This is a genomic window from Micromonospora sp. DT228, from assembly GCF_049841595.1.
Lineage (GTDB): Bacteria > Actinomycetota > Actinomycetes > Mycobacteriales > Micromonosporaceae > Micromonospora.
In genome coordinates, this window is sequence record NZ_JBNCKO010000001.1 from 127,331 (window position 1) to 146,140 (window position 18,810).

Here is an 18,810-nt window from a genome sequence, read left to right on the forward strand (position 1 = left end):
CTCGCAAGGACGGCCCCAACGCTTGTGGTGTCAGAGGTTGGGCTGCTCGGCGGGAATGGTGAGCCGATCGATCTTGACCTTGTCGGCGATGCCGTTGTAGATCCGGATGTCGTCGATCGCCCCGGACAGGATGTCCTTCTCGGCGTTGTTCACGACGGACCGGCCGAACTGCACGTTGCTGAGAGTGGGCAACGGCTTGTCCAACTGAAGGCCCAGGGGTCGGCCATTGAGATAGAACAGCAGCTCTCGGCTGTACCCGTTGTAGACGAGCGCGACGTGGTCGCCCTTGGGGGAAATGGACGGGGCATTGTCGAACTGGGCGGGCTGCTCGACACCGGCGGCGGCCATCTCCCAACGCCCCGCATCGTTGCCGCGAATGGTCACGATGCTGTTGTCAGTGGCGTCCTTGATGGAGAGCGCCGTCATCTGATGGCCCTGCGAGCTGCTGGTGAACCGCACCCGAGCGGAGATGGTGAAACTTCCCGCCGGGTCGACGACCGGGGTGGTCGTCTCGGCGTACTCGCCGGCCTTGCCGGTGAACTGCAGGTATCCCGCACCCAGCATGGAGTTGAACGGATTGGTGGTCCGAATGAGAGTGCTCGGCTTGCCGAGTCGAAGCGCCTCACCGCCGGCGTCGTAGTTCGGGCTCAATCCCGAGGTCTCGGTGCTCAGCTGCCAGTAGCCCTTACGGTCGAGTTTGTGCTTCTCCAGGCCGACCGTGTCCTCGCTGACGACCGGACGGTCGAAGACGGAGACGTCCGCCATCGCGCCCTTCCAGAAGTCGGAGTAGCCCCCGCCCTTGTACGTGTGGCGGCCGAACTGGAGGGCACCGCGAGCCTCGACAAGCGAACGTCGGTCCTTGACCACGGGGGCACCCGTACCGACCTGGAGGGAGATCTTGTTGTTCGTGCGGTCGAAGACAGCCGTGACGAAGGTCCAGGCGGTGGTCGCCGGACCCGCGTTCACCCTCCACTCACCCAGGTTGATGACATCGTTCGTCGGCATCCGGAAGAACCAACTGCCCTGGTCGACACCCAGGCTGAAGCCCGGCTCGCCGGTGGCGTCCTGACTGACCGCCACCTGGCGCCGGTTGGGGTCGTCCACCCGGAACCACCCGGTGAGCGAGAAGCTGCGGGTGGTGCTCACCACCGAGTTCTCGGTGACGAGGTACGCGTTGGACGTGCCGTCGAAGGTGGCGGCGGTGTCCCACGGACCGAGCGACCCCGCCACGCCGAACGTGACGCCACTACCGATCTTGGCATCGTGTGCGCCGAGTTGGTCGCTCGCCACCTTCGCGGTGGCGATGTCCGACAGTGGCCACTGCGAGACCGGTGGACGCTTACCCACCCGGAAGGTGCAGGTGGCGATCGTGCTGGATCGTTTCGCCACGTCGATCGCCTTCACGAAGAGCTGCCGCGGCCCTTCCTTGTCGGGCGTCCACTTGATCGTCACCGGGCCACCGCTCGTCGCCGGCTTGACCGACACGGTGGCGCTGTCGTTGAAGTTGTACTGGTACTCCACGACGTCGGTGGCAGCCGAGTCGAAGGTGAAGCTGCCCTGGACCCCGATGGAGCCGCGCCACTGGTCGTCGTCGAGACAGTCGGCCGTCGTGTCGATCGCGTCATCGGGCAGATACTCCAGCGAGTCCACGTCCGGAGCGCTGGGGCTGGTGATGTCGTACAGGAACTGGCAGACGTTACGCGCGCCGTCGGAACTCCAGGGTCCCCAACTCACACCGTCACTCGCCCGGACCTCCCAGGAGATCGGCACGTTCTGCGCGATGTCGGACGGCACGTAGTAGCTGAACACCGAGCCGCTGGCCTTCAACGGCGTGGTGTAGCTGCGGGTCTGCAGGCTCCCACCGGCCGGCGTCCAGGTGACCTTGAACTCGGCCTTGACCTGCTCGGTGTGCGCGGACGAGTGGTCCGGGTCCCGCAGGACGGCGTTGAGCCGCGGCGGAACGTCCGAGTAGGGCGCGGCCGAGCCGTACACACAGCCACCGCCGGGCGACATCGTCAGCTCGGACTCGTTCGCGATCACCGGCGCCCGGTTGTAGCGGACGGAGAGCACGCCGTTGTCGCAGAACCGCTTCGTGTGCGTGGAGTCGCTCTCGCTGACCGACCGGAGGCCGAGCGTGACACTGCTCCAGCCCTTGCTCACCGCCGTTTGGACCGCGGTCTTGGCCTCCCACTCGGTGTTCTGGTTCGTCGCGGTGCACGACGACTGCACCTTTGTCGGCGAGTTGTTGGCCAGGTGCGTGGCACCCGACCACCCCGACCCGCCGGGCTGGTTGCTCCAGTTCGTGCTGGACTTGATCCCGGAGGGCATGAGGTAGAGCGCCGCCGCGCGGGCGGTGGTGTTGTAGACGTGCTGCAGGGTCACCCGGAACTTGGCCTCCAGGATGGTCTTGCCGGCGTACGGCGTGGCCAACTGGTAGAAGACGCGCTTGACCTTGGAGTTGTTGCAGGAGCTCGGGCAGAGACCGATCCGCTCGTGACGCTTGGCGTCGAACTTCCAGTACTCCTCGGACGGATATCCGCTGTCGACCATCGCCCAGGCGCTGTTGGTGTTGCTCTGCCACACCGGGTCCACGTACACGGGATAGGTGGTCTCCGGGTTGGCGAGCATCGCGGCGTCCGGGGCAAGACGCAGCGTGCCCTGGGTGTAGTCGAGACCGACCTTCGCCACCCGCGAGTCCTCCCCGGGACCCCGGGCCGAAGCGTCGTCCGGGTCCGCGGGCTCGGTGGTCGCGGCGGCGCCGCGTTGGGCCTCCCCGCCGCCCTCCTGGTTGCCGCTGTCCCACATCGTCGGGGCGTCGGCCTCCATCACCGGGTTGCCGGTCGCGGGGTCGAGAGCGACCACGCCACCTTCGGCGGTCTCCTCGATGTCGAGCCCTTCGCCGGTCACCCCCAGCCGGAGGTCCCGCAGCTCGGGCAGGTTCGCGGCCTCGGGGGTCTTCAGCACCAGGACGTGGGAGAAGCCGTCGACCGTGACGTTGGCCACCAGGTCCACGTCGGGGAAGACCTCCGGGTAGGTGGCCTGGTCGCCCGAGATGGTCGGGGTGGGCAGGGAGTTGGGCCAGGTGAGGGTCATGACCCGGAAGTCGCGCTGGACCACCATGAGGGGCGTGGTGCCACCGCCGGACAGACGCATGTCGAGCAACGCCGCAGCCGGGGTGATCGTCCCGTCCGACTGGGCCACGAGCGCCGCGCTGGCCGGCACCCAGGTGTCACCCCGGATGACTCGCACCGCCTGGTTGTACTCGTTGGCGATGAGCGTCCCGTCCGGCTGGGCGAAGACGTCCCGATACTCGCCGCGCTGCGCGAGCACCTCGACGGGCTGGTTGAGGTCCGCCGCCGCGACAAGCGCCTCGGCCTCGGTGTCGCGCACCGGGTCGGTCTCGAGGGCGGCCACCGGCGCGGTCGGTGGGGCCGGCTCGGGAGCGGCCACGAAGGCGGTCCCGGCCAGCAGGCCGGCGAGGCCGGCCGTGAGGCCGAGCGTGAAGAGCCGACCCCGCTTTCTCGTACGACGGCTCACCGTCAGGTCCTCCCCCGTTGAACTGCGCACATTCGTGTTCTTCATCAGTTGACCGCCGCCCCGAACGTGCTCACGTTGGCCGGGAACCCGTTCACGCCGGGCTGCCAGGTCTCGGTGGGCGCCGACGACCCGCTGGCCAGGCTCGACCAACTGAAGCCGTAGACGGCGTCGGTGCCGTACGGGGTCGCCACCAGGAGCCGCTTCGAGGTGGCCCCGAGCGAGGTGCCGACGATCTCATTCGTTCGGGGGCTGCCCGGCAGACTCGTCCCGTTGCGTTCGATCCTGACCGGGGTGGGGATGGTCTGCTCCGCCAGTACGGAGAAGACCCACACCTGACCGGTGTCCATCGGGACTCCCTCGCCCTGGGCAGACTGGGCGCCGCCGTCCCCTGACGCGGTGTAGACGGTCTCCTGACCGGGGACTCCCAGGCCGACGAACATCGTCGAAGCGGTGCTCTCGGCCGCTGGGTTGGTGTTCACCACGACAACCTTTTCGCCTAGGTAGTCGCCGCTGCTCAGGTTCGGCATCCGGCCGTTGTAGCCGTAGGACTTGATCGCCGAGTAGGTGTTGGCCCCGGTGACATGGAAGACATGCGCCGTGCCGACGTCCGAGACGTTGACGATCGGTCGGACGCCCAGTTCGTCTTCCCCCGGCACCCCGACGACCAGCAGGGAATCCGGGGTGCCCTGCGCCGATCCGACTGGGCGGTATGGTGCAAGGGCGATCGACTTGCCGAAGTTGTCGTTGGCCTCGGCGGTCTCTGAGAGGGTCGCGGAGTCCTGGTTGAGCTCGGCGGCGAGCGTGGGCAGCCCACTGGTCAGCGTGTGGCTGAAGACGTTCACCGCGCCGGCGAACACCTCGGTGCCGATCGCCTCACCCGGCGAGCTGACGGCCCAGTGGTACTTGGACGCGGCCACCGCGTAGCCGGTGCGGTCGTCGATCTCGGCCACGCCGGGGAGGCCGGCGCCCTGGCTGAGCGCCACGTTCACGTTGCCCCGGATGTAGTGGACGATGCCGGTGACCGGGGCCGCGAGGGCTTCACCGGGCGCGCCGATGACCAGGTACGGCTGGCCACTGGCGGTCCGGCTGCCGGCTACCGCGTAGCCGAACCAGTCGAAGGCCTCGGCCGCGTCCGGCACGTTCGCGACGTCCTGGTGGTAGGTCAGCGAGGCCGGCCCCTTGGCCAGCCCTGCCGGCGAGCCGAGCAGAACGAGCACGACGCCGGCGTCCTGCAGGCCGGAGACGTCCTGGAACGGGACACCCACCGCGAGGTCGGTGCAGCCGTCGTTGTTGGCGTCGTACGAGGAGATCGAGGTGCCGAAGCGGTCACCCGGCTCGGGCGCTCCGGGCACCTTGTCGACGCCCTCCTGCAGGGTCTGCACTGTGGACCCGCCGCCATAGCTGACGTGCACCTGCCCGGCGCGGATCTGGCTGTTCGCCGTGGCCTCGGGGTCGGCGATCGCGACATCGGCGACGCCGTCGCCGTTGAAGTCACTCTCCGTGCCGTTGGCGCAGCCGGCCACCGGCGCAACCGTGGTGTAGACCTGCATCTCGCAGAACGACGACCAGGAGTCGCTGCCCGTCACGCCGTCGGACGCCTTGACCCGCCAGCGGTAGATGCCGCCGTCGGCGAAGGCGCCGGCCGGAACCGTGGCCGCTGCGGTGGCCCCGTTGGCGACGTTGGCATAGACGGCCGAACCGATCGGCGAGTCGGCGTTCATCGCCCACCACTCGAAGGAGACCGTCATGGCGGTCCCCTCCGCGTCGGAGACGGTGGCCTTGAGCTGCGGGGTCACCGTGTTGACGGTGGGGCGACCGGAGCCGGTCACGCAACTGGTGGCCGGCACTGTCGACCTCGCGGTCACCGCCGGGTACGAGTTGTACGTGACGCTGGCCTTCGGCACGCTCGTGGTGCCGGAGTAGTTGCGGGACCGGAACTGCTTGAAGGCCGTGGAGTCGGTCTCATCGGTCGCCCGCAGGCCCATGTCCGCGCGGGTGTCGCCGGCGTTGGCCGCCCGCTGGAAGAAGCTGGTGGCGGTGACGCCGACCCAGTTGTCGTCGCACGACTCGTCGTAGCCGGCCGACGCCGTGGAGGTGCTCTCCAACTGGCTCCAGGCCGGCTGGTTGCTCCACACGATGCCGTCGGAGATCGAGCCGGTCGTCCACAGCTGCCAGGAGCGTGCGGCGCACTGCACCCCCCACCAGTTCAACAGCGAGATGGTCGCCGTGTTGATCTGCTTGCCGACCAGGGCGGTCGTGTCCCAGCGCGCGAACGACCTGGTGATCGGGCCGGTCGTGCCGAGCTTGCCGAGCCGCAGGTCCGCCTCGCCGCCCCGGTCCGTGCTCTCGTTGGCCTGCACGAAGGTGTCGAAGGTGGTGGACAGAGGATTGATCTGCGGGTCGATGGTGATCGGATACTTCCGCTCCGGTGCCGCGAGCCACTTCTGGTCCGGCGTGAGGGTCAGCGCGAGGCCACCCCTCGTGGCGGCTCCGGCGACCTTGGCAACGGCGGAGGTGACAGGCGTCTTGCTGGTGGGCTCACCCTGCGCGTCGACCCGCGCGTCCCACATCTTCAGCGCCGGGGTCGTCGCGATGGTGCGGCCCGTCGCGTCCTTGATGGCGAGGTCGCCGCCCACGCCGCGGTGGATGTCCGCCACGTTGGGGCCGGTCACCGGCAGCGAGAGCGTCGCGACCCGACTCAGGGCGTCGCGGGTCTTCACCACGAACAGCGTCTCCTGGCCGATCCGGCTCGCCCGGACGACGAGGTCGACGCCGGGAAGCGCGTCCACGTAGGTGGCACGGTCCTCGCGCAGTTGCGGCTCGGGCAACGCGCCGACCCAGTTGACCGCCACCCGGTCGTCACCCTTGCCGACCACTGCCAGCTCGTGGGTGCCTTCCGGTTGCGGGCCGGAGATCGTGAGGTCGAAGGGGTGTGCCGCGGGACGGACGGTGCCGTCGGCGTCGCGACGGAGGGTGAGATCGACCGGAACCCAGTCGTCACCACGGCGGACCCGGGTCGGCCCGAGGGACAGCTCCGCCCGGAACTGCCCGTCGGGCAGGGCGAACACCTCGGTGGTCTCGGAGGTGAGGCTCTTGACCTGCACCGGCTTGCCGGTCTTACGCGCCGTCCGTGCGGAAACCGCCTCGTCGGACTTGTTTTGTACGCCACCCGTTACGCCATCGGGCCCGGCGGCGAGGTACTCCGCCGGTTCGCCCGATATGCCAGCCAATGCGACCGCCGTCAGCACGGCAACACCTGCCGCAAGGCATGAACGAACGGTGGCAGTCTTTCGACCTGCCACGAACCCCTCCCCCGTGTGTCCCTGATATCGATCGGGACTGTAGGGAGAAGCCCGCTCTACGCACAAGTAGCGTCACAAACAGTGAGGACGAAGGCGACAATCCACCGTTTTCGCCGAAGCCGGTGACACAGTGGAGTCTTCCCTGCTCAGCGCGGGTTGGCCGGCGGCCCTCCGCCAGCCCTGGTCAACCAGCATTTGCCCGACAATCGAAGGCCGAAAACATTCGTCCGGCCGGCAGAAATTCAACCACCACAGTGGACCGTGTCCGCAACTCCATTCGGGTCGCATGGCCTCGTGCGGTCCCCAGTGGCGTCGGCGGCGAAAGCAGCCCTTACCCGATCGGACCCCGGGTCAATCGGCTACTCACAGGTTTACGAATTGACGAGTCGACACGCCTCCCACCTGCGACAACGCCCGTATCGATGACTGGCCGGCCGCCGCTAATCCCGAATACTGGACGCCCCGTCGCCATTTCCCAGGCAGGCGGAGAACGCTACCCGGCGGGGTTGACCGACGCGGTCACCGGCCGTGCCAGGAGGGACAGCGCCCCACCTCGGCTTCTCATCCGACAAATCCTCGTACTGGGCATCAGCCACCGTCATGATTCACTCGGGTTACGTGAAGTCGGGGCATCATCGCGCCCGGGACACCCCGACTTCCGGAAAGTCGAGTCGATCAAGCCCGGACGGCCACGGTCGGACCCGGACCTCGGAGGTCAAGCGCGGGCGGCCGAGGTCAGACCCGGGTGAGGCGGACGGCGTCGGCGATGACCAGGCCGGCGGCGTTGCTCCACCGGCTCACGCCCACCCGGTTGGCGTCGCCCGCCGGGAGTGCAAACGTGCCGAGGACGCGCCACTGCCCGCCGGTGGCCCGCTGGTCGACCCGTACCGTCTGGTTGCCGGTGCTGGTAGCCACGATGTACGGGGCCGCGCTGTTGTAGCCCGAGTTCGCCGGCCACCAGGCCTCGACCCGGTAGTTGCCGGCCGCCGGCACGTTGAACCGGTACCAGGCGGGGTCGCTGGCCGCGACCGGGCCGGCGTACCGGTAGTCGGCGCCGTAGCGCTGACTGGAGTACGACGACACGCCCCAGTTGGCGCTGGCGGTGAACCGGCCGCTTGTCGTGTTGTCCACGGTGGAGGACCAGGCCGTGCCGCCGGCCATCCTCGCCGCCACGTCGGCGCGCATCACGTTCAGGTCGATGAACGACGGGTCGATCTTGCCGGTGGTGCTCGTCTCCCGGTGCCCCCGGGCGTAGCTGCTGTTCCGGCCGAGGCGGGTGAGCACGGCGGCGGTGGCGGCGAGCGACGCGTTGTACTGCGCGGCGGTCATCTCCTGGCTGACGCCGTTGTAGTCGATCTCCCACCCGATCATGAGGGTGTTGCCGTCCCCGGCCGGGATCGGCCCACTGCCGCCGCTGACCCCGGCGTGGTTGCACCGGCCGGCGGAGATGACGTGGAAGACACCGTTGTAGTCGACGAGCGCCTGGCAGAGCGGGCCGGGCAGGTCGGACCGGCCGTTGATGCAGATGCCGAGCGCCGGGTGCGGGTTGCTGGCGCTGGACGTCGAGGCGGTGTGGTGCCAGAGCACCCCGATCGGGTCGAAGGAGCCCGGTCGCATCCGGTTGAGCCAGTCCCCCTCGACGACGACCTGGACTCCGGCCGCACGCAGCACGTCGACCAGCCATCCAATCGTCGCCATCAGGCGTCCTGGAGCAGGTCGGCGAGGCACTCGGCCGTCGGCGCGGCGCTCGCCGCGGCGGGCCGGGTGACGACTGTCAGCGCGGCGACCACCAGGGCGGGGATGCCGAGCACCCCACGGCGGCGCAGACGGACGGACGGGGTTCGGGCCATGGCGATCCTCCAGCGACGTCGGGTACCAACGCATCGACGAACGTGATGACGGGCACGCTATACCGTCACGTACGTGAATGTCGACACCCTTCATCACCGGGTCGCTGAATGAAGGAATTCGCCGCTTCAGACGTCGCCGAGCGCGTCGATGTCGCGCATCTCCTCCGCCGTCAGCGCGAAGTGGAAGACGTCGAAGTTGGCGGTGATCCGCTCCGGGGTCACCGACTTCGGGATCGCCACGATCTCGTGGTCGATGTGCCACCGCAGCACCACCTGCGCGGGGGAAACCCCGTGCGCGGCAGCGATCCTGGTCAACACCGGGTCGCTGAGGTCGCTGGTCTTGAACGGGCTGTAACCCTCCAGCACCACGCCCCGGTCCCGGTGCTCGGCGTGCCGCTGCCGGTCGTACAGCGCCGGGCTCCACTCGATCTGGTTGACCGCCGGGTTCTCCTCGGTCGACTGGATCAGCTCGTCGATCTGCCCGGTGCTGTAGTTGCTGACACCCACCGCCCGGACCAGGTTCTCGTCCCGGGCCGCCAGCAGCTCCCGCCAGAGCGGGATGCTGTCCGACGGTGACGACGGCGGCCAGTGGATCAACCACAGGTCCACCTGGTCGACGCCGAGCGCCTCCAGGCTGGCCTCCAACGTCGCGCGCTCCTGGCCCACCCGGTTCGGCGGGAGCTTCGTGGTGAGGAAGAGGTCCTCCCGGCGCAGCCCGCTCTCCTGCACGGCCCGGCCGACCTCGCGCTCGTTGCCGTACACCGTGGCGGTGTCGACGTGTCGGTAGCCGGTGTCGAGCGCGGCCAGCACCGCCTCGTAACCGGCCTGGCCGGTGGCCTGCCAGGTGCCGAAGCCGAGCAGGGGCATCCTTACGTCCCCCGGGAGCAGGGCGGTGGGCTGGTCGGTGAGGTCCATGAGGTCCGTTCTACCCCGCCGAGCCCTCCGCCGCCGAGCGAACCGGACACTCCGGCATCCAACGCATCGGTCGCATGTGCCGCAGAATGGGTGCGCACTGGCTGGTTGAGCATCGACGCGGTCTGAAACGGCGAGGAGCGATGTGTACCTGACCCACCTGGACTGCCCGCGCTGCGGCAAGGAGCACTCCGCCGACGAGCTGCGCAACCTCTGCGCGTGCGGCTCCCCGCTGTTGGCCCGCTACGACCTGCCGGCGGTGGCGAAGGCGGTCACCCCGGAACGGTTCGGACTGCGCCCGGCCGACCTGTGGCGCTACCGGGAGCTGCTGCCGGTCGGCGACCCACGGCACGTCACGACGCTCGGCGAGGGCTGGACGCCGCTGCTGCGCGCCCCGGCCTACGGTGCCGAGATCGGCATCGCGGACCTGATGGTCAAGGACGAGGGGTTGATCCCGACCGGCTCGTTCAAGGCGCGCGGCGCGGCGGTCGGCGTGAGCCGGGCCCGTGAGCTGGGGGTCGAGCGGATCGCGATGCCCACGAACGGCAACGCCGGATCGGCCTGGGCGACGTACGCCGCGCGGGCCGGCATGGGCGCGACGATCGTCATGCCGCTGGAGGCCCCGAGCATCTGCCGGCGCGAGTGCGTCGCCGCGGGGGCCGACCTGCGCCTGATCGACGGGTTGATCAGCGACGCCGGCCGGCGGGTCGCCGAGCTGATCGCGGAGTCGAACGGGGCGATCTTCGACGCCGGCACGCTGCGCGAGCCCTACCGGCTGGAGGGCAAGAAGACGATGGGGTACGAGATCGTCGAGCAGCTCGGTTGGCAGACGCCCGACGTGATCATCTACCCGACCGGCGGCGGTGTGGGGCTGATCGGCATCCACAAGGCACTGCACGAGCTGCGCGAGCTGGGCTGGGTCGGCGACAAGCTGCCCCGGCTGGTGGCGGTGCAGTCGACCGGCTGCGCACCGATCGTGCGGGCGTTCGCCGCCGGCGAGGACCGGGCGCGGCCCTGGGCGGACGCGCACACGGTGGCGTTCGGCATCACCGTGCCGGCGCCGCTCGGCGACGAGCTGATCCTGGCGGCGCTGCGGGAGTCCTCCGGCACGGCCGTCGCCGTGGACGACGCGGACCTCCTGGCCGACCTTCGGGACTTCGCCGGCCGGGAGGGGTTGCTGCTCTGCCCGGAGGGGGCGGCCTGCCTGACGGCGGCGCGGCAACTGCGCGCCGGTGGGTGGATCCGGGCCGGCGAGCGGGTGGTGGTGCTCAACACCGGGGCGGGGCTGAAGTATCCGGACACGGTCGACGTGTCCGGCGTACCCGTGCTGGGGTGACCCGGCGGGCGGCTCAGTAGCTGTCCCGGCGCGGTCAGCTCAGTAGCTGTCCGGCGCGGTCAACCGCCAGGCCGCGTTGATCAGCCCGACGTGGGAGAGCGCCTGCGGGGTGTTGCCGATCTGCTCCCCGCTGCTCAGGTCGATCTGCTCGCTGAACAACCCCACGTCGTTGGCGTACCCCACCACCCGCTCGAACAGCGCCTCGGCTCGCTCCGGCTCACCCACCATGACCAGGCACTCCACCAACCAGAACGAACACAGCAGAAACCCGCCCGGGTCGGTTGACCACCGTCGGACCAGCCCGTCGTCGGTGCCCAGTTCCCGCTCCACCATGGCTATCGTCGAGCGCATCCGCGGATCGGTCGCGGGCAGGAAGTGCGCCACCGGCAGGGTCAGCGCCGAGGCGTCCAGCTCCGCCGAACCGAACGCGCCGGTGAACGCCCCGATCCGGTCGTTCCACCCCTCGCGCAGCACGGTCTCGCGGATCTCGTCGCGTACCGCGGCCCAGCGGCGTGGGTCGGCCCTCTCGCCGAGCCGGTCGGCGAGGCCCACCGCCCGGTCCAGCGTCAGCCAGCAGATCACCTTCGACGACAGGTAGTGTCGCTCCTCGTCCCGGGTCTCCCACATGCCCCGGTCCGGCAGGTGCCAGGTCGCCGCCACCTGCTCGGTCAACCCGAGCACCATCTCCCGCAACTCGCCCTCGAACGACGTGCCGAGGTAGTCGCGCAGCCGCCACACGGCCGACATCACCTCGCCCGGCACGTCGAGCTGCCGCTGTTGCCAGGCGTCGTTTCCGATCCGGACCGGCCTGCTGTCGCGGTATCCGCGCAGGTGGTGGCAGTGGTGCTCGGAGAGGTCACGCTCACCTTCCAGCCCGAAGAGCACCGGCACCGGTTGGTCGCCGATCCGGCCGATCGAGCGCGACGCCCAGGCGAACAGCCGGGACGCCTCGTCGGGACAGGCAGCCACCCAGAGCGCGCGGATGGTCAACGAGAAGTCCCGCAGCCAGGAGTAGCGGTAGTCGTAGTTACGGTCGCCGCCGATCCGCTCCGGCAGCGACGTGGTCAGCGCCGCGGCGACCGCGCCGCTGCGGGCGTACGTGAGGCCGGTCAGGACCGTCGCGCTGTGCCGGACAAGGTCGGGGTACCGGCCGGAGTACTCGTGCACGTCCCGGTACGCGTCCCAGGCCTGTGTCGTCTCGGCGAGCGCGGCCACCGGGTCCAGTCGGGCCGGTGGGTCGCCGTAGGCGGCGCCGTACGCCACGTCCACCCCGACCACCTGACCGGCGGACACCTCGAACTCGTGCGTCACCCGGTCGAGGCCCGCGCGCAGGCGCAGGCCCGGCGCGCGCAGCACCAGCACCACCGGGCCGGCGCCGGCCAGCACCCCACCGTCCGGCTGCTCGTGCAGGTACGGCGTGAGCAGGCCGTACTCCGGTCGGGGTGCGAAGTCCAGCTCCATCCGGACGCGGCCGGACAGCCCCTCGACCACCCGGAGCAGCACGGCGGGCGAGTTCATCCCCAGCTCGTGGGCGCGGGCGCCGACCTCCGCGGCGAGCGCGTCGGTGACCGCCACGCTGCCGTGGGGTGTGTGGTGCACCGTGCGCAGCACGAGTGTGCCCGGCCGGTACGCGCGCTGCACCCGGTGCCCCGGCCCACCGGCGCCAACCGGAGCGAGCCGGAAGTGCCCGGCGGTCGGGTCGAGCAGCCGCCCGAACACGGAGGCCCCGTCGAACCGGTGCGGGCACCACCAGTCGATCGAGCCGTCCTTGCCGACCAGGGCACCCGAACGGGAGTCCGAGAGGAATCCGTAGTCGGAGATCGCCGGCTGCTGCTCCACCCGCCGCGGGTACCCGCATCGGCCCGGATCAGACCGCCTTACTCGGTGGGGGGCTCGTCCTTGCCCGCCGCCTCGGCCGCGTCGGCCTCCTCCTTGGTCCGGTGGACGGCCTTGGCGGCGTGCTCCGCCGGCCCGTAGACCGTGTACAGCACCAGCGGGTTGGGGCCGGTGTTGACGAAGTTGTGCTTGGTCCCGGCGGGTACGACCACCAGGTCGCCGGAGACGACCTTCCGCTTCGAGCCGGCAACCCGGGCCTCGCCGACGCCACTGACGAAGGTCAGGATCTGGTCGACGTCCTCGTGCACCTCTTCGCCGATCTCCCCGCCCTCGGGGATGGTCATGATGACCAACTGGCTGTGCTCGCCTGTCCACAGCACCCGCCGGAAATCCGGACTCTTCTCGGCGACTGTCGCGATCGTGAAATGTTCCATGACCACGCTCATACCCCGTACGTCGGCGCGTCACGCAGGGACTGAACGGATGGCGAAGACGTCGAGGTGCCGGGACTCGCGAATGGCGGAATTCCCCACGGTCGGCGGGTTTGGATCCGCGCCGGCCGGGGATCGAGTACGCGGACCGGCACCAAGAGCCGGTCGAGCCAGGTCCCCGCCGGCGTACCGCCGAACGGCTGCGATGGTGGGAGACGGCCAGAGCGCGGCGACGTTCCGACAACTGTCGAAGCGGCGCCGCGCGCTCCTGTCCCCAGCACCGCGCGCGCCTACTGCCGCTCGGTGAAGCCGAACTGGATGACGCCCTCGTCGTCGACGGTGGCGTCGACCGAGGCGTCACCGAGCAGCTCGGCGGCGTCCTCGTCCAGGAAGATCCGGGCACCCTGGTTGTCGACCACACGGTCGCCCTGCACCGGTTCGGGCACCAACTCCACGGTCAGCGAGCCGGCCTCGGTGTCGGCGGCGATGCGGACGCCGCCGTCCTGGGCGACGTCCTGCTGGTTGGCGAGGTCGCGGATGACGAGCACGGCGTTGTCGGTCATGGTGAGCATGGGCGGAACTCCTCGTGGATTCTCGGCTCGCGGTCGCAGTGACGCACAGACCGGACGGTCGGCTCGCGTACGAGCACACGTGGGAGGCGACAGAAGGGCGGACGGTCGTCGCCGTCGCATCGAATCGGGGCAGCTGACGGCCCCGTCACCTCCACCGTGCCCGCTGGCCGGTCATCCGTCAAATAGAGCCAGGTCAGTCGAGAGCGGGGGCCGGGGCCAACCAGGCGCGAATCTCGTTGACGGCGGCACGGCCGGCCCGGTTGGCGCCGATCACCACGACGTCCGCGGAGTGGGTGTCCACCTCGGGTGCAACGTCCCGGTGAGCACCGCTGTGCCCGTTCCTGCCGTCGTGTCGATCACAGACGGCCATTCCACAAACAGGCACCTGGCCTGCGCTTACGCTGAATACATGAGCGACTTCCGTCGGTACGCGGCCGAGTTCCTCGGCACTCTGCTGCTGGTCTTCTTCGGGGTCGGCAGTGCCGTCGCGGCACGGGTCCAGGGCGGCGTGGTGGTGGTCGCCCTGGCCTTCGGCTTCGTGATGGTCGCCCTCGTCTACACGATCGGCCCACTGTCCGGAAGCCACGTCAATCCGGCGGTGACGCTCGGTGTGCTGCTCTCCGGAAAGATCTCGGTGATCGGCGCGGTGGCGTACTGGATCGCGCAGTTCGTCGGTGCGACAGTGGCGGGCTTCGTGCTCTGGGCGTTGACCCGCTGGGGTGACGTCGCGGACCAGACCGGGGCGCTGGGCACGAACGGTTACGGCGCGCACATCAACCGGGGCGGGGCAGCGGTGCTGGAAGTCGTCCTGACCTTCCTCTTCGTGCTTGTCGTCCTGGTGGTGACCAGTCGTAGCGAGAATCCGGGCACCGCCGGTCTGGCCATCGGGTTGGCCCTCGCCGCGACCCAGCTGATCGGCGTGACGCTCACCGGCGCCGCGGTCAACCCGGCCCGCGCGTTCGGCCCGGCGGTCTTCGAGGGTGGCGTGGCGCTGCGGCAGCTCTGGGTGTTCATCGTCTTCCCGCTGCTCGGTGGGGCGCTCGCCGCGCTTGTCGCGCCGATGGTGATGGGCGCCCAGCGGCACTACTGGGGTGGTCACGACAAGTCGGTCGGCCGGCCGACGTAGTCCGGAGAGGACCGACGCCCGAGGCCCTTCTCCGGCGAACACGCCTCATGACAGCATCGGCGCATGCATCGCCGTCACTTTCCTCGGGCCCTCGCGCTGCTCACGCTCGTCGCCGTCGCGGCCACCGCCGGAGCGCCCGGCGCCACGGCCGAGTCGCCCACGCCCGCGACGACCCGACTGAACGCCACAATCGACACGATCCTCGCCGACGCCCGGCTTGCCGGCGCGCAGACGTCGGTGGTCGTGGTCGACACCAGCACCGGCCAGACGCTCTACGACCGCAACGGTGACCGTCGGCTGATCCCGGCCTCGAACACCAAGCTGCTGACCTCGACGGCGGCCCTTGAGTTGCTCGGCCCGGGGCACCGCTTCGGCACCGACGTACGCGCCACCGGCAAGCGCCGCGCGGGCCTGCTCTCCGGCAACCTCTACCTTCGCGGCGGAGGTGATCCGACGATGCTCGCCACTGACTACGACGCGCTCGCCGCGCAGGTCGCGGCCGACGGCGTGCGCGTGGTCGGCGGCAACCTGGTCGCCGACGACACCCGCTACGACCAGACCCGGCTCGGCCCCGACTGGACCTGGGACGACGAGCCCTACTACTACGCCGCCCAGGTGTCCGCGCTCACCGTCGCGCCGAGCACCGACTACGACGCGGGCACCGTGATCGTGCACGCCGCCCCGGCAACCCGGGCCGGCGCCGCACCGGTGATCAGCACCACCCCGCCCACCGCGTACGTGCGCATCGACAACCGCGCCCGCACGGTCACCGACGGCGCGACCTCGATCTCGATCGAGCGCGAACACGGCGACAACACGGTCGTGGTGAGCGGTCAGATCGCCGTCGGAGACGAGCCCGCCAGCGACTGGGTGACCGTCGAGGAGCCCGCCGGCTACGCGGCCGACGTGTTCCGGGCGGCGCTGCACCGGCACGGCGTCCGGGTGCTTGGCCGGACCGTGCTCGGCCAGCCCACCCCGGAGACGGCCGACCCGGTGGCGCGGCACGAGTCGATGAGTCTGGGTGAGCTGATGACGCCGTTCCTCAAGCTCTCCAACAACGGCCACGCCGAGGTGTTGACCAAGGAGATCGGCCGGGTCCGCTCCGGGTCGGGCACCTGGACGGCCGGACTGACCGCGATCAGCGAGTACGTGGCCGACGCCGGCTTGGACACCGGGCAACTGCGCCAGCGCGACGGGTCCGGGCTGTCCCGGCGCAACCTGGTCCCCGCGGCGGAGTTCGTCGACCTGCTGAGCGCCATCCGCGCCGAACCGTGGTTCGCCACCTGGTATTCGGCACTGCCGATAGCCGGCCAACCCGACCGGTTCGTCGGCGGCACACTGCGCAGCCGGATGGCGAACACGCCCGCGGCGGGCAACGTGCACGCCAAGACCGGCAGTCTGACAGGTGTCTCCGGGCTCTCCGGCTACGTCACAAGCGCCGACGGCCGGCTGTTGGCGTTCTCCATCCTGCTGAACAACTACCTGGCGGCGTCGGTCAAGCCGTTGGAGGACCAGATCGCCGTGGCGTTGGCGGGATACCGCGAGGACGGGGCGGCCACCACGGGGCGGATGGCACCGCCGGCGGTGCCGGAGACGCCCCGGACCCCGGAGGGGGTCGAGTGCTCCTGGGTCAAGCCGATCACCTGCTGAGCGAGGGCCGGGAGGCGTGTCCGCGCCTCCCGGCCGGTCGCACGGTCAGGCCGGACGGTCCGGTGGGGGGACCGCCGCCGTCGGGTCGCCGCGCTCGATCAGCGCGTCGATGTCGGCAGCCCGCAGCCCGCGCAGGGTGAGCACCTGGGTGCCCCAGCGGTGCAGGCGGCACGGGTGCGGGCTGGCATCGTTGCGGCAGACCACGCCGCCGGACCACCGCTGGGGGGCGTGCACCACCACCGCCCGCACCGCGAACTGGGTGTCCTCGCAGGTCACGTACGGCGGCAGGGGGATGTCGCGGAGCACCTCCCTGGACGCTTCATCAGCACCGGACCTGGCGGCGCGACGGACGCGGTGGACGGTGCTGCTGCTCATCTCCGCTGCCTCCACATTGGATCGTCGGATGGGGACAGCAGAAAGTTACGACCTCTTCGACAGTGCGAGACGGACAAACTGTCCCGCTGTGCGATCGATCGGTCAGCGCACCGCCACGGCCTGGAGGCCGACGTTGCCGCAGTGCGGGGTGAAGACCTTGTCGACGGTCCAGGTCAGCACCAGTCGGGCGTTCTTCGGCGCGGCGAACCGGACGGTGAACTGGGCGCTCCGACTGGTGTACGGGTCCTCCAGCACGGCGGTGCGGGCAGGGCCCCCCGTGGACAGGCGTGCCACCAGCCGACCCCGAGCCATCCAGGTGCCGCCGTAGACCTGGACCGTGCGCGGCTCGCCGCTGCCGGCGACGGCGACGCTGAACCCGTTGCCGGCACCGCAGGTGTAGACGCCCTCGGAACTGTCGTTCTCCGACCGCTGCGACGCGCCGTCGGACCAGCGGACGTACTCCTGGTTGCCGTCCCAGCCGACCCGGGTGCCAGCGCCGCCCGCGTCGACGATCTCTCCAGAGCCGGCGCGCTTACGGACCGTCGAGGTGCCACCGCGCGACCCCCAGTGCATCCAGTCCCGGGCGCCCACGGCGGTGAGGTCGACCTCGGCGGGCATCTCCGCCTGGGTCACCGACAGCACCGGGGACCCGGGTGACGCGGGTGACGCGGGCGGTGCGGCGGGCGCGCTGGTAGGGGGTGGCGGGTCGGGCGAGGGTGGGCGCTGACGCGGAAGCAGGCCCGGCATCGCCGGCCCCGCGTCTCCGGTGCGCCCGTCGGTGGCCGGGTGCGCGGCGGAACGGGCGGCACCGGCGGGCACCTCCCCCGCGCGGCCCGCCTGGTCGTCGCCGGGCTCCGGGTCGGACCGACTGGCGAGGTACGAGACCAACAGCACCAGGCAGACGAGTACGGCGCCGCCCTCCACCGCCCAACGCCGCCGCTGCCGGGCACGGGCGACCCGGCGCAGCCCGGCGCGGGTCTGCGTCCTCGTGTGGTCGTCGTCCGCCACCGACCCCTCCACCTCCACCGCCCCGGCTGCCATCGACCGTCGCGAGCCGTGCCGTCCACTGTGGGCCGTTTCACGTGTGCACCGGTGTGGACGACACGCTAGATCCGGAGCGCCGGACGTGTCCAGCCCGCGACCGGACGCTGCCGGACGGCCCGGCCCGCTCGAACGGCGTACGGGCCGGACCGCCGGCGCCTCCCGCGTCAGCCGATCCGGAAGCCGAGCAACTGGGCGATCACGATGGCCTGCTCGGCGTCGACGATGGCGCCCTCCCGCTCGACGACCGTCGGGTCGAGCGCGGTGAGGTCGCTGCCGCGCAGGTCGGCGCCGCCGAGCCGGACGTTTAGCAGTTGCGCGCCGGACAGGTCGACGCCGGTGACCGTGGCGCCCGTGAGATTGGCCCGGGTCAGGTCCACCTCGCGCATCCGCACCCCGGTCAGCCGGACGCCCCGCAGGTCGGCGCCGGGCAGCGCGACGAACGACCAGTCACCGCCGTCCACCACCATCGGACGCGTGTCGCACCCGACGAAGGTGCTGCCGACCAGCTTGCAGCCGACGAACTCGGCCTCGAAGAAGTTGCACCGCCGGAAGACGCAACGGGTGAAGGCGGAGTCGACGTGCCGGGAGGCGTTGAACAGCACGTTGCCGAACGTGCAGCCGGTGAAGACCGCGCCCCGGCTCACCGCCTCCGTCAGGTCCACACCGAAGAACTCGCAACCCACGAAGTGCCTGTCGACCAACTCCTCGCCGTACCAGTCCTCGTCGCGGAAGGTCACGTCCTCGGTCAGCTCCGGCATCCGGCCAGGCTAATCGGCACAGGCGTCGACAGGTGCGCGGGTGCGGCCGGTGGCGGCCCCCTTCCGGTCTCGGCGTACCGG

The 18,810-nt window shown here is 70.5% G+C and carries 14 protein-coding genes; 3 read left to right on the forward strand and 11 right to left on the reverse strand.

Going from position 1 to position 18,810, the window contains the following annotated elements; all coding sequences use genetic code 11:
- Positions 1-30: 30 nt before the first annotated feature.
- From ACLQ29_RS00525 to ACLQ29_RS00545, 5 genes are all read right to left on the reverse strand, one after another.
- Positions 31-3,582 (reverse strand): LamG-like jellyroll fold domain-containing protein, encoded by a 3,552-nt coding sequence (locus ACLQ29_RS00525; RefSeq protein WP_425769692.1) that lies wholly within the window; start codon positions 3,580-3,582, stop codon positions 31-33.
- On the reverse strand, positions 3,582-6,839 hold the full coding sequence (locus ACLQ29_RS00530) for a hypothetical protein (RefSeq protein ID WP_425769693.1): 3,258 nt from the start codon (positions 6,837-6,839) through the stop codon (positions 3,582-3,584). Before ACLQ29_RS00530 ends, ACLQ29_RS00525 begins: the two co-directional genes overlap by 1 nt.
- A gap of 735 nt (positions 6,840-7,574) precedes the next feature.
- Complete coding sequence (locus tag ACLQ29_RS00535) at positions 7,575-8,537, reverse strand: N-acetylmuramoyl-L-alanine amidase (protein WP_425769694.1); 963 nt, start codon at positions 8,535-8,537, stop codon at positions 7,575-7,577.
- Positions 8,537-8,689, reverse strand: a complete 153-nt coding sequence (locus ACLQ29_RS00540) for a hypothetical protein (protein WP_425769695.1) — start codon at positions 8,687-8,689, stop codon at positions 8,537-8,539. The genes ACLQ29_RS00535 and ACLQ29_RS00540 overlap by 1 nt, the downstream gene beginning before the upstream one ends.
- Positions 8,690-8,815: 126 nt before the next feature.
- The gene (locus ACLQ29_RS00545) at positions 8,816-9,604 is read right to left on the reverse strand and encodes an aldo/keto reductase (protein ID WP_425769697.1); all 789 of its coding nucleotides are present in this window, start codon (positions 9,602-9,604) and stop codon (positions 8,816-8,818) included.
- A gap of 142 nt (positions 9,605-9,746) precedes the next feature.
- Between ACLQ29_RS00545 and ACLQ29_RS00550 the strand changes: the two genes are divergently transcribed.
- Positions 9,747-10,937: a threonine synthase gene (locus tag ACLQ29_RS00550; protein ID WP_393366917.1), complete on the forward strand. Its 1,191-nt coding sequence runs from the start codon at positions 9,747-9,749 to the stop codon at positions 10,935-10,937.
- 39 nt (positions 10,938-10,976) lie between these two features.
- Here ACLQ29_RS00550 and ACLQ29_RS00555 read toward each other — a convergent pair whose 3' ends face one another.
- The 3 genes from ACLQ29_RS00555 to ACLQ29_RS00565 form a co-directional block, all read right to left on the reverse strand.
- The gene (locus ACLQ29_RS00555; RefSeq protein WP_425769698.1) at positions 10,977-12,776 is read right to left on the reverse strand and encodes a glycoside hydrolase family 15 protein; all 1,800 of its coding nucleotides are present in this window, start codon (positions 12,774-12,776) and stop codon (positions 10,977-10,979) included.
- Positions 12,777-12,814: 38 nt separating this feature from the next.
- On the reverse strand, positions 12,815-13,207 hold the full coding sequence (locus ACLQ29_RS00560; RefSeq protein ID WP_425769699.1) for a cupin domain-containing protein: 393 nt from the start codon (positions 13,205-13,207) through the stop codon (positions 12,815-12,817).
- Between the two features lie 287 nt (positions 13,208-13,494).
- Positions 13,495-13,776 carry an adhesin gene (locus tag ACLQ29_RS00565; protein ID WP_355032899.1) on the reverse strand — a complete coding sequence of 94 codons (282 nt, stop codon included), beginning with the start codon at positions 13,774-13,776 and terminating at the stop codon, positions 13,495-13,497.
- A 409-nt stretch (positions 13,777-14,185) separates the two neighbouring features.
- On the opposite strand from ACLQ29_RS00565, the gene ACLQ29_RS00570 reads away from it, so the two are divergent.
- Positions 14,186-14,902 (forward strand): MIP/aquaporin family protein, encoded by a 717-nt coding sequence (locus tag ACLQ29_RS00570; protein WP_393366910.1) that lies wholly within the window; start codon positions 14,186-14,188, stop codon positions 14,900-14,902.
- A 63-nt stretch (positions 14,903-14,965) separates the two neighbouring features.
- Positions 14,966-16,552 carry a D-alanyl-D-alanine carboxypeptidase/D-alanyl-D-alanine endopeptidase gene (gene dacB, locus ACLQ29_RS00575; protein WP_425769700.1) on the forward strand — a complete coding sequence of 529 codons (1,587 nt, stop codon included), beginning with the start codon at positions 14,966-14,968 and terminating at the stop codon, positions 16,550-16,552.
- A 45-nt stretch (positions 16,553-16,597) separates the two neighbouring features.
- Here dacB and ACLQ29_RS00580 read toward each other — a convergent pair whose 3' ends face one another.
- The 3 genes from ACLQ29_RS00580 to ACLQ29_RS00590 all read right to left on the reverse strand — a co-directional run bounded on the left by ACLQ29_RS00580 (position 16,598) and on the right by ACLQ29_RS00590 (position 18,729).
- Positions 16,598-16,927, reverse strand: a complete 330-nt coding sequence (locus ACLQ29_RS00580; protein WP_425769701.1) for a hypothetical protein — start codon at positions 16,925-16,927, stop codon at positions 16,598-16,600.
- A gap of 102 nt (positions 16,928-17,029) precedes the next feature.
- Positions 17,030-17,935: a hypothetical protein gene (locus tag ACLQ29_RS00585; protein ID WP_425769702.1), complete on the reverse strand. Its 906-nt coding sequence runs from the start codon at positions 17,933-17,935 to the stop codon at positions 17,030-17,032.
- Positions 17,936-18,135: 200 nt separating this feature from the next.
- A complete protein-coding gene (locus ACLQ29_RS00590) occupies positions 18,136-18,729 on the reverse strand; it encodes a pentapeptide repeat-containing protein (protein ID WP_425769703.1) in 594 nt (197 codons plus the stop codon).
- Positions 18,730-18,810: the final 81 nt, after the last annotated feature.

What these genes read in the sequence shown, in the direction of transcription:
- ACLQ29_RS00545 (WP_425769697.1), bottom strand. Translation starts at nt 9,604, where the DNA reads ATGGACCTCACCGACCAGCCCACCGCCCTGCTCCCGGGGGACGTAAGG.
- ACLQ29_RS00590 (WP_425769703.1), bottom strand. Translation starts at nt 18,729, where the DNA reads ATGCCGGAGCTGACCGAGGACGTGACCTTCCGCGACGAGGACTGGTAC.
- ACLQ29_RS00525 (WP_425769692.1), bottom strand. Translation starts at nt 3,582, where the DNA reads ATGAAGAACACGAATGTGCGCAGTTCAACGGGGGAGGACCTGACGGTG.
- ACLQ29_RS00560 (WP_425769699.1), bottom strand. Translation starts at nt 13,207, where the DNA reads ATGGAACATTTCACGATCGCGACAGTCGCCGAGAAGAGTCCGGATTTC.
- ACLQ29_RS00570 (WP_393366910.1), top strand. Translation starts at nt 14,186, where the DNA reads ATGAGCGACTTCCGTCGGTACGCGGCCGAGTTCCTCGGCACTCTGCTG.
- ACLQ29_RS00540 (WP_425769695.1), bottom strand. Translation starts at nt 8,689, where the DNA reads ATGGCCCGAACCCCGTCCGTCCGTCTGCGCCGCCGTGGGGTGCTCGGC.
- ACLQ29_RS00580 (WP_425769701.1), bottom strand. Translation starts at nt 16,927, where the DNA reads ATGAGCAGCAGCACCGTCCACCGCGTCCGTCGCGCCGCCAGGTCCGGT.
- ACLQ29_RS00535 (WP_425769694.1), bottom strand. Translation starts at nt 8,537, where the DNA reads ATGGCGACGATTGGATGGCTGGTCGACGTGCTGCGTGCGGCCGGAGTC.
- ACLQ29_RS00565 (WP_355032899.1), bottom strand. Translation starts at nt 13,776, where the DNA reads ATGCTCACCATGACCGACAACGCCGTGCTCGTCATCCGCGACCTCGCC.
- dacB (WP_425769700.1), top strand. Translation starts at nt 14,966, where the DNA reads ATGCATCGCCGTCACTTTCCTCGGGCCCTCGCGCTGCTCACGCTCGTC.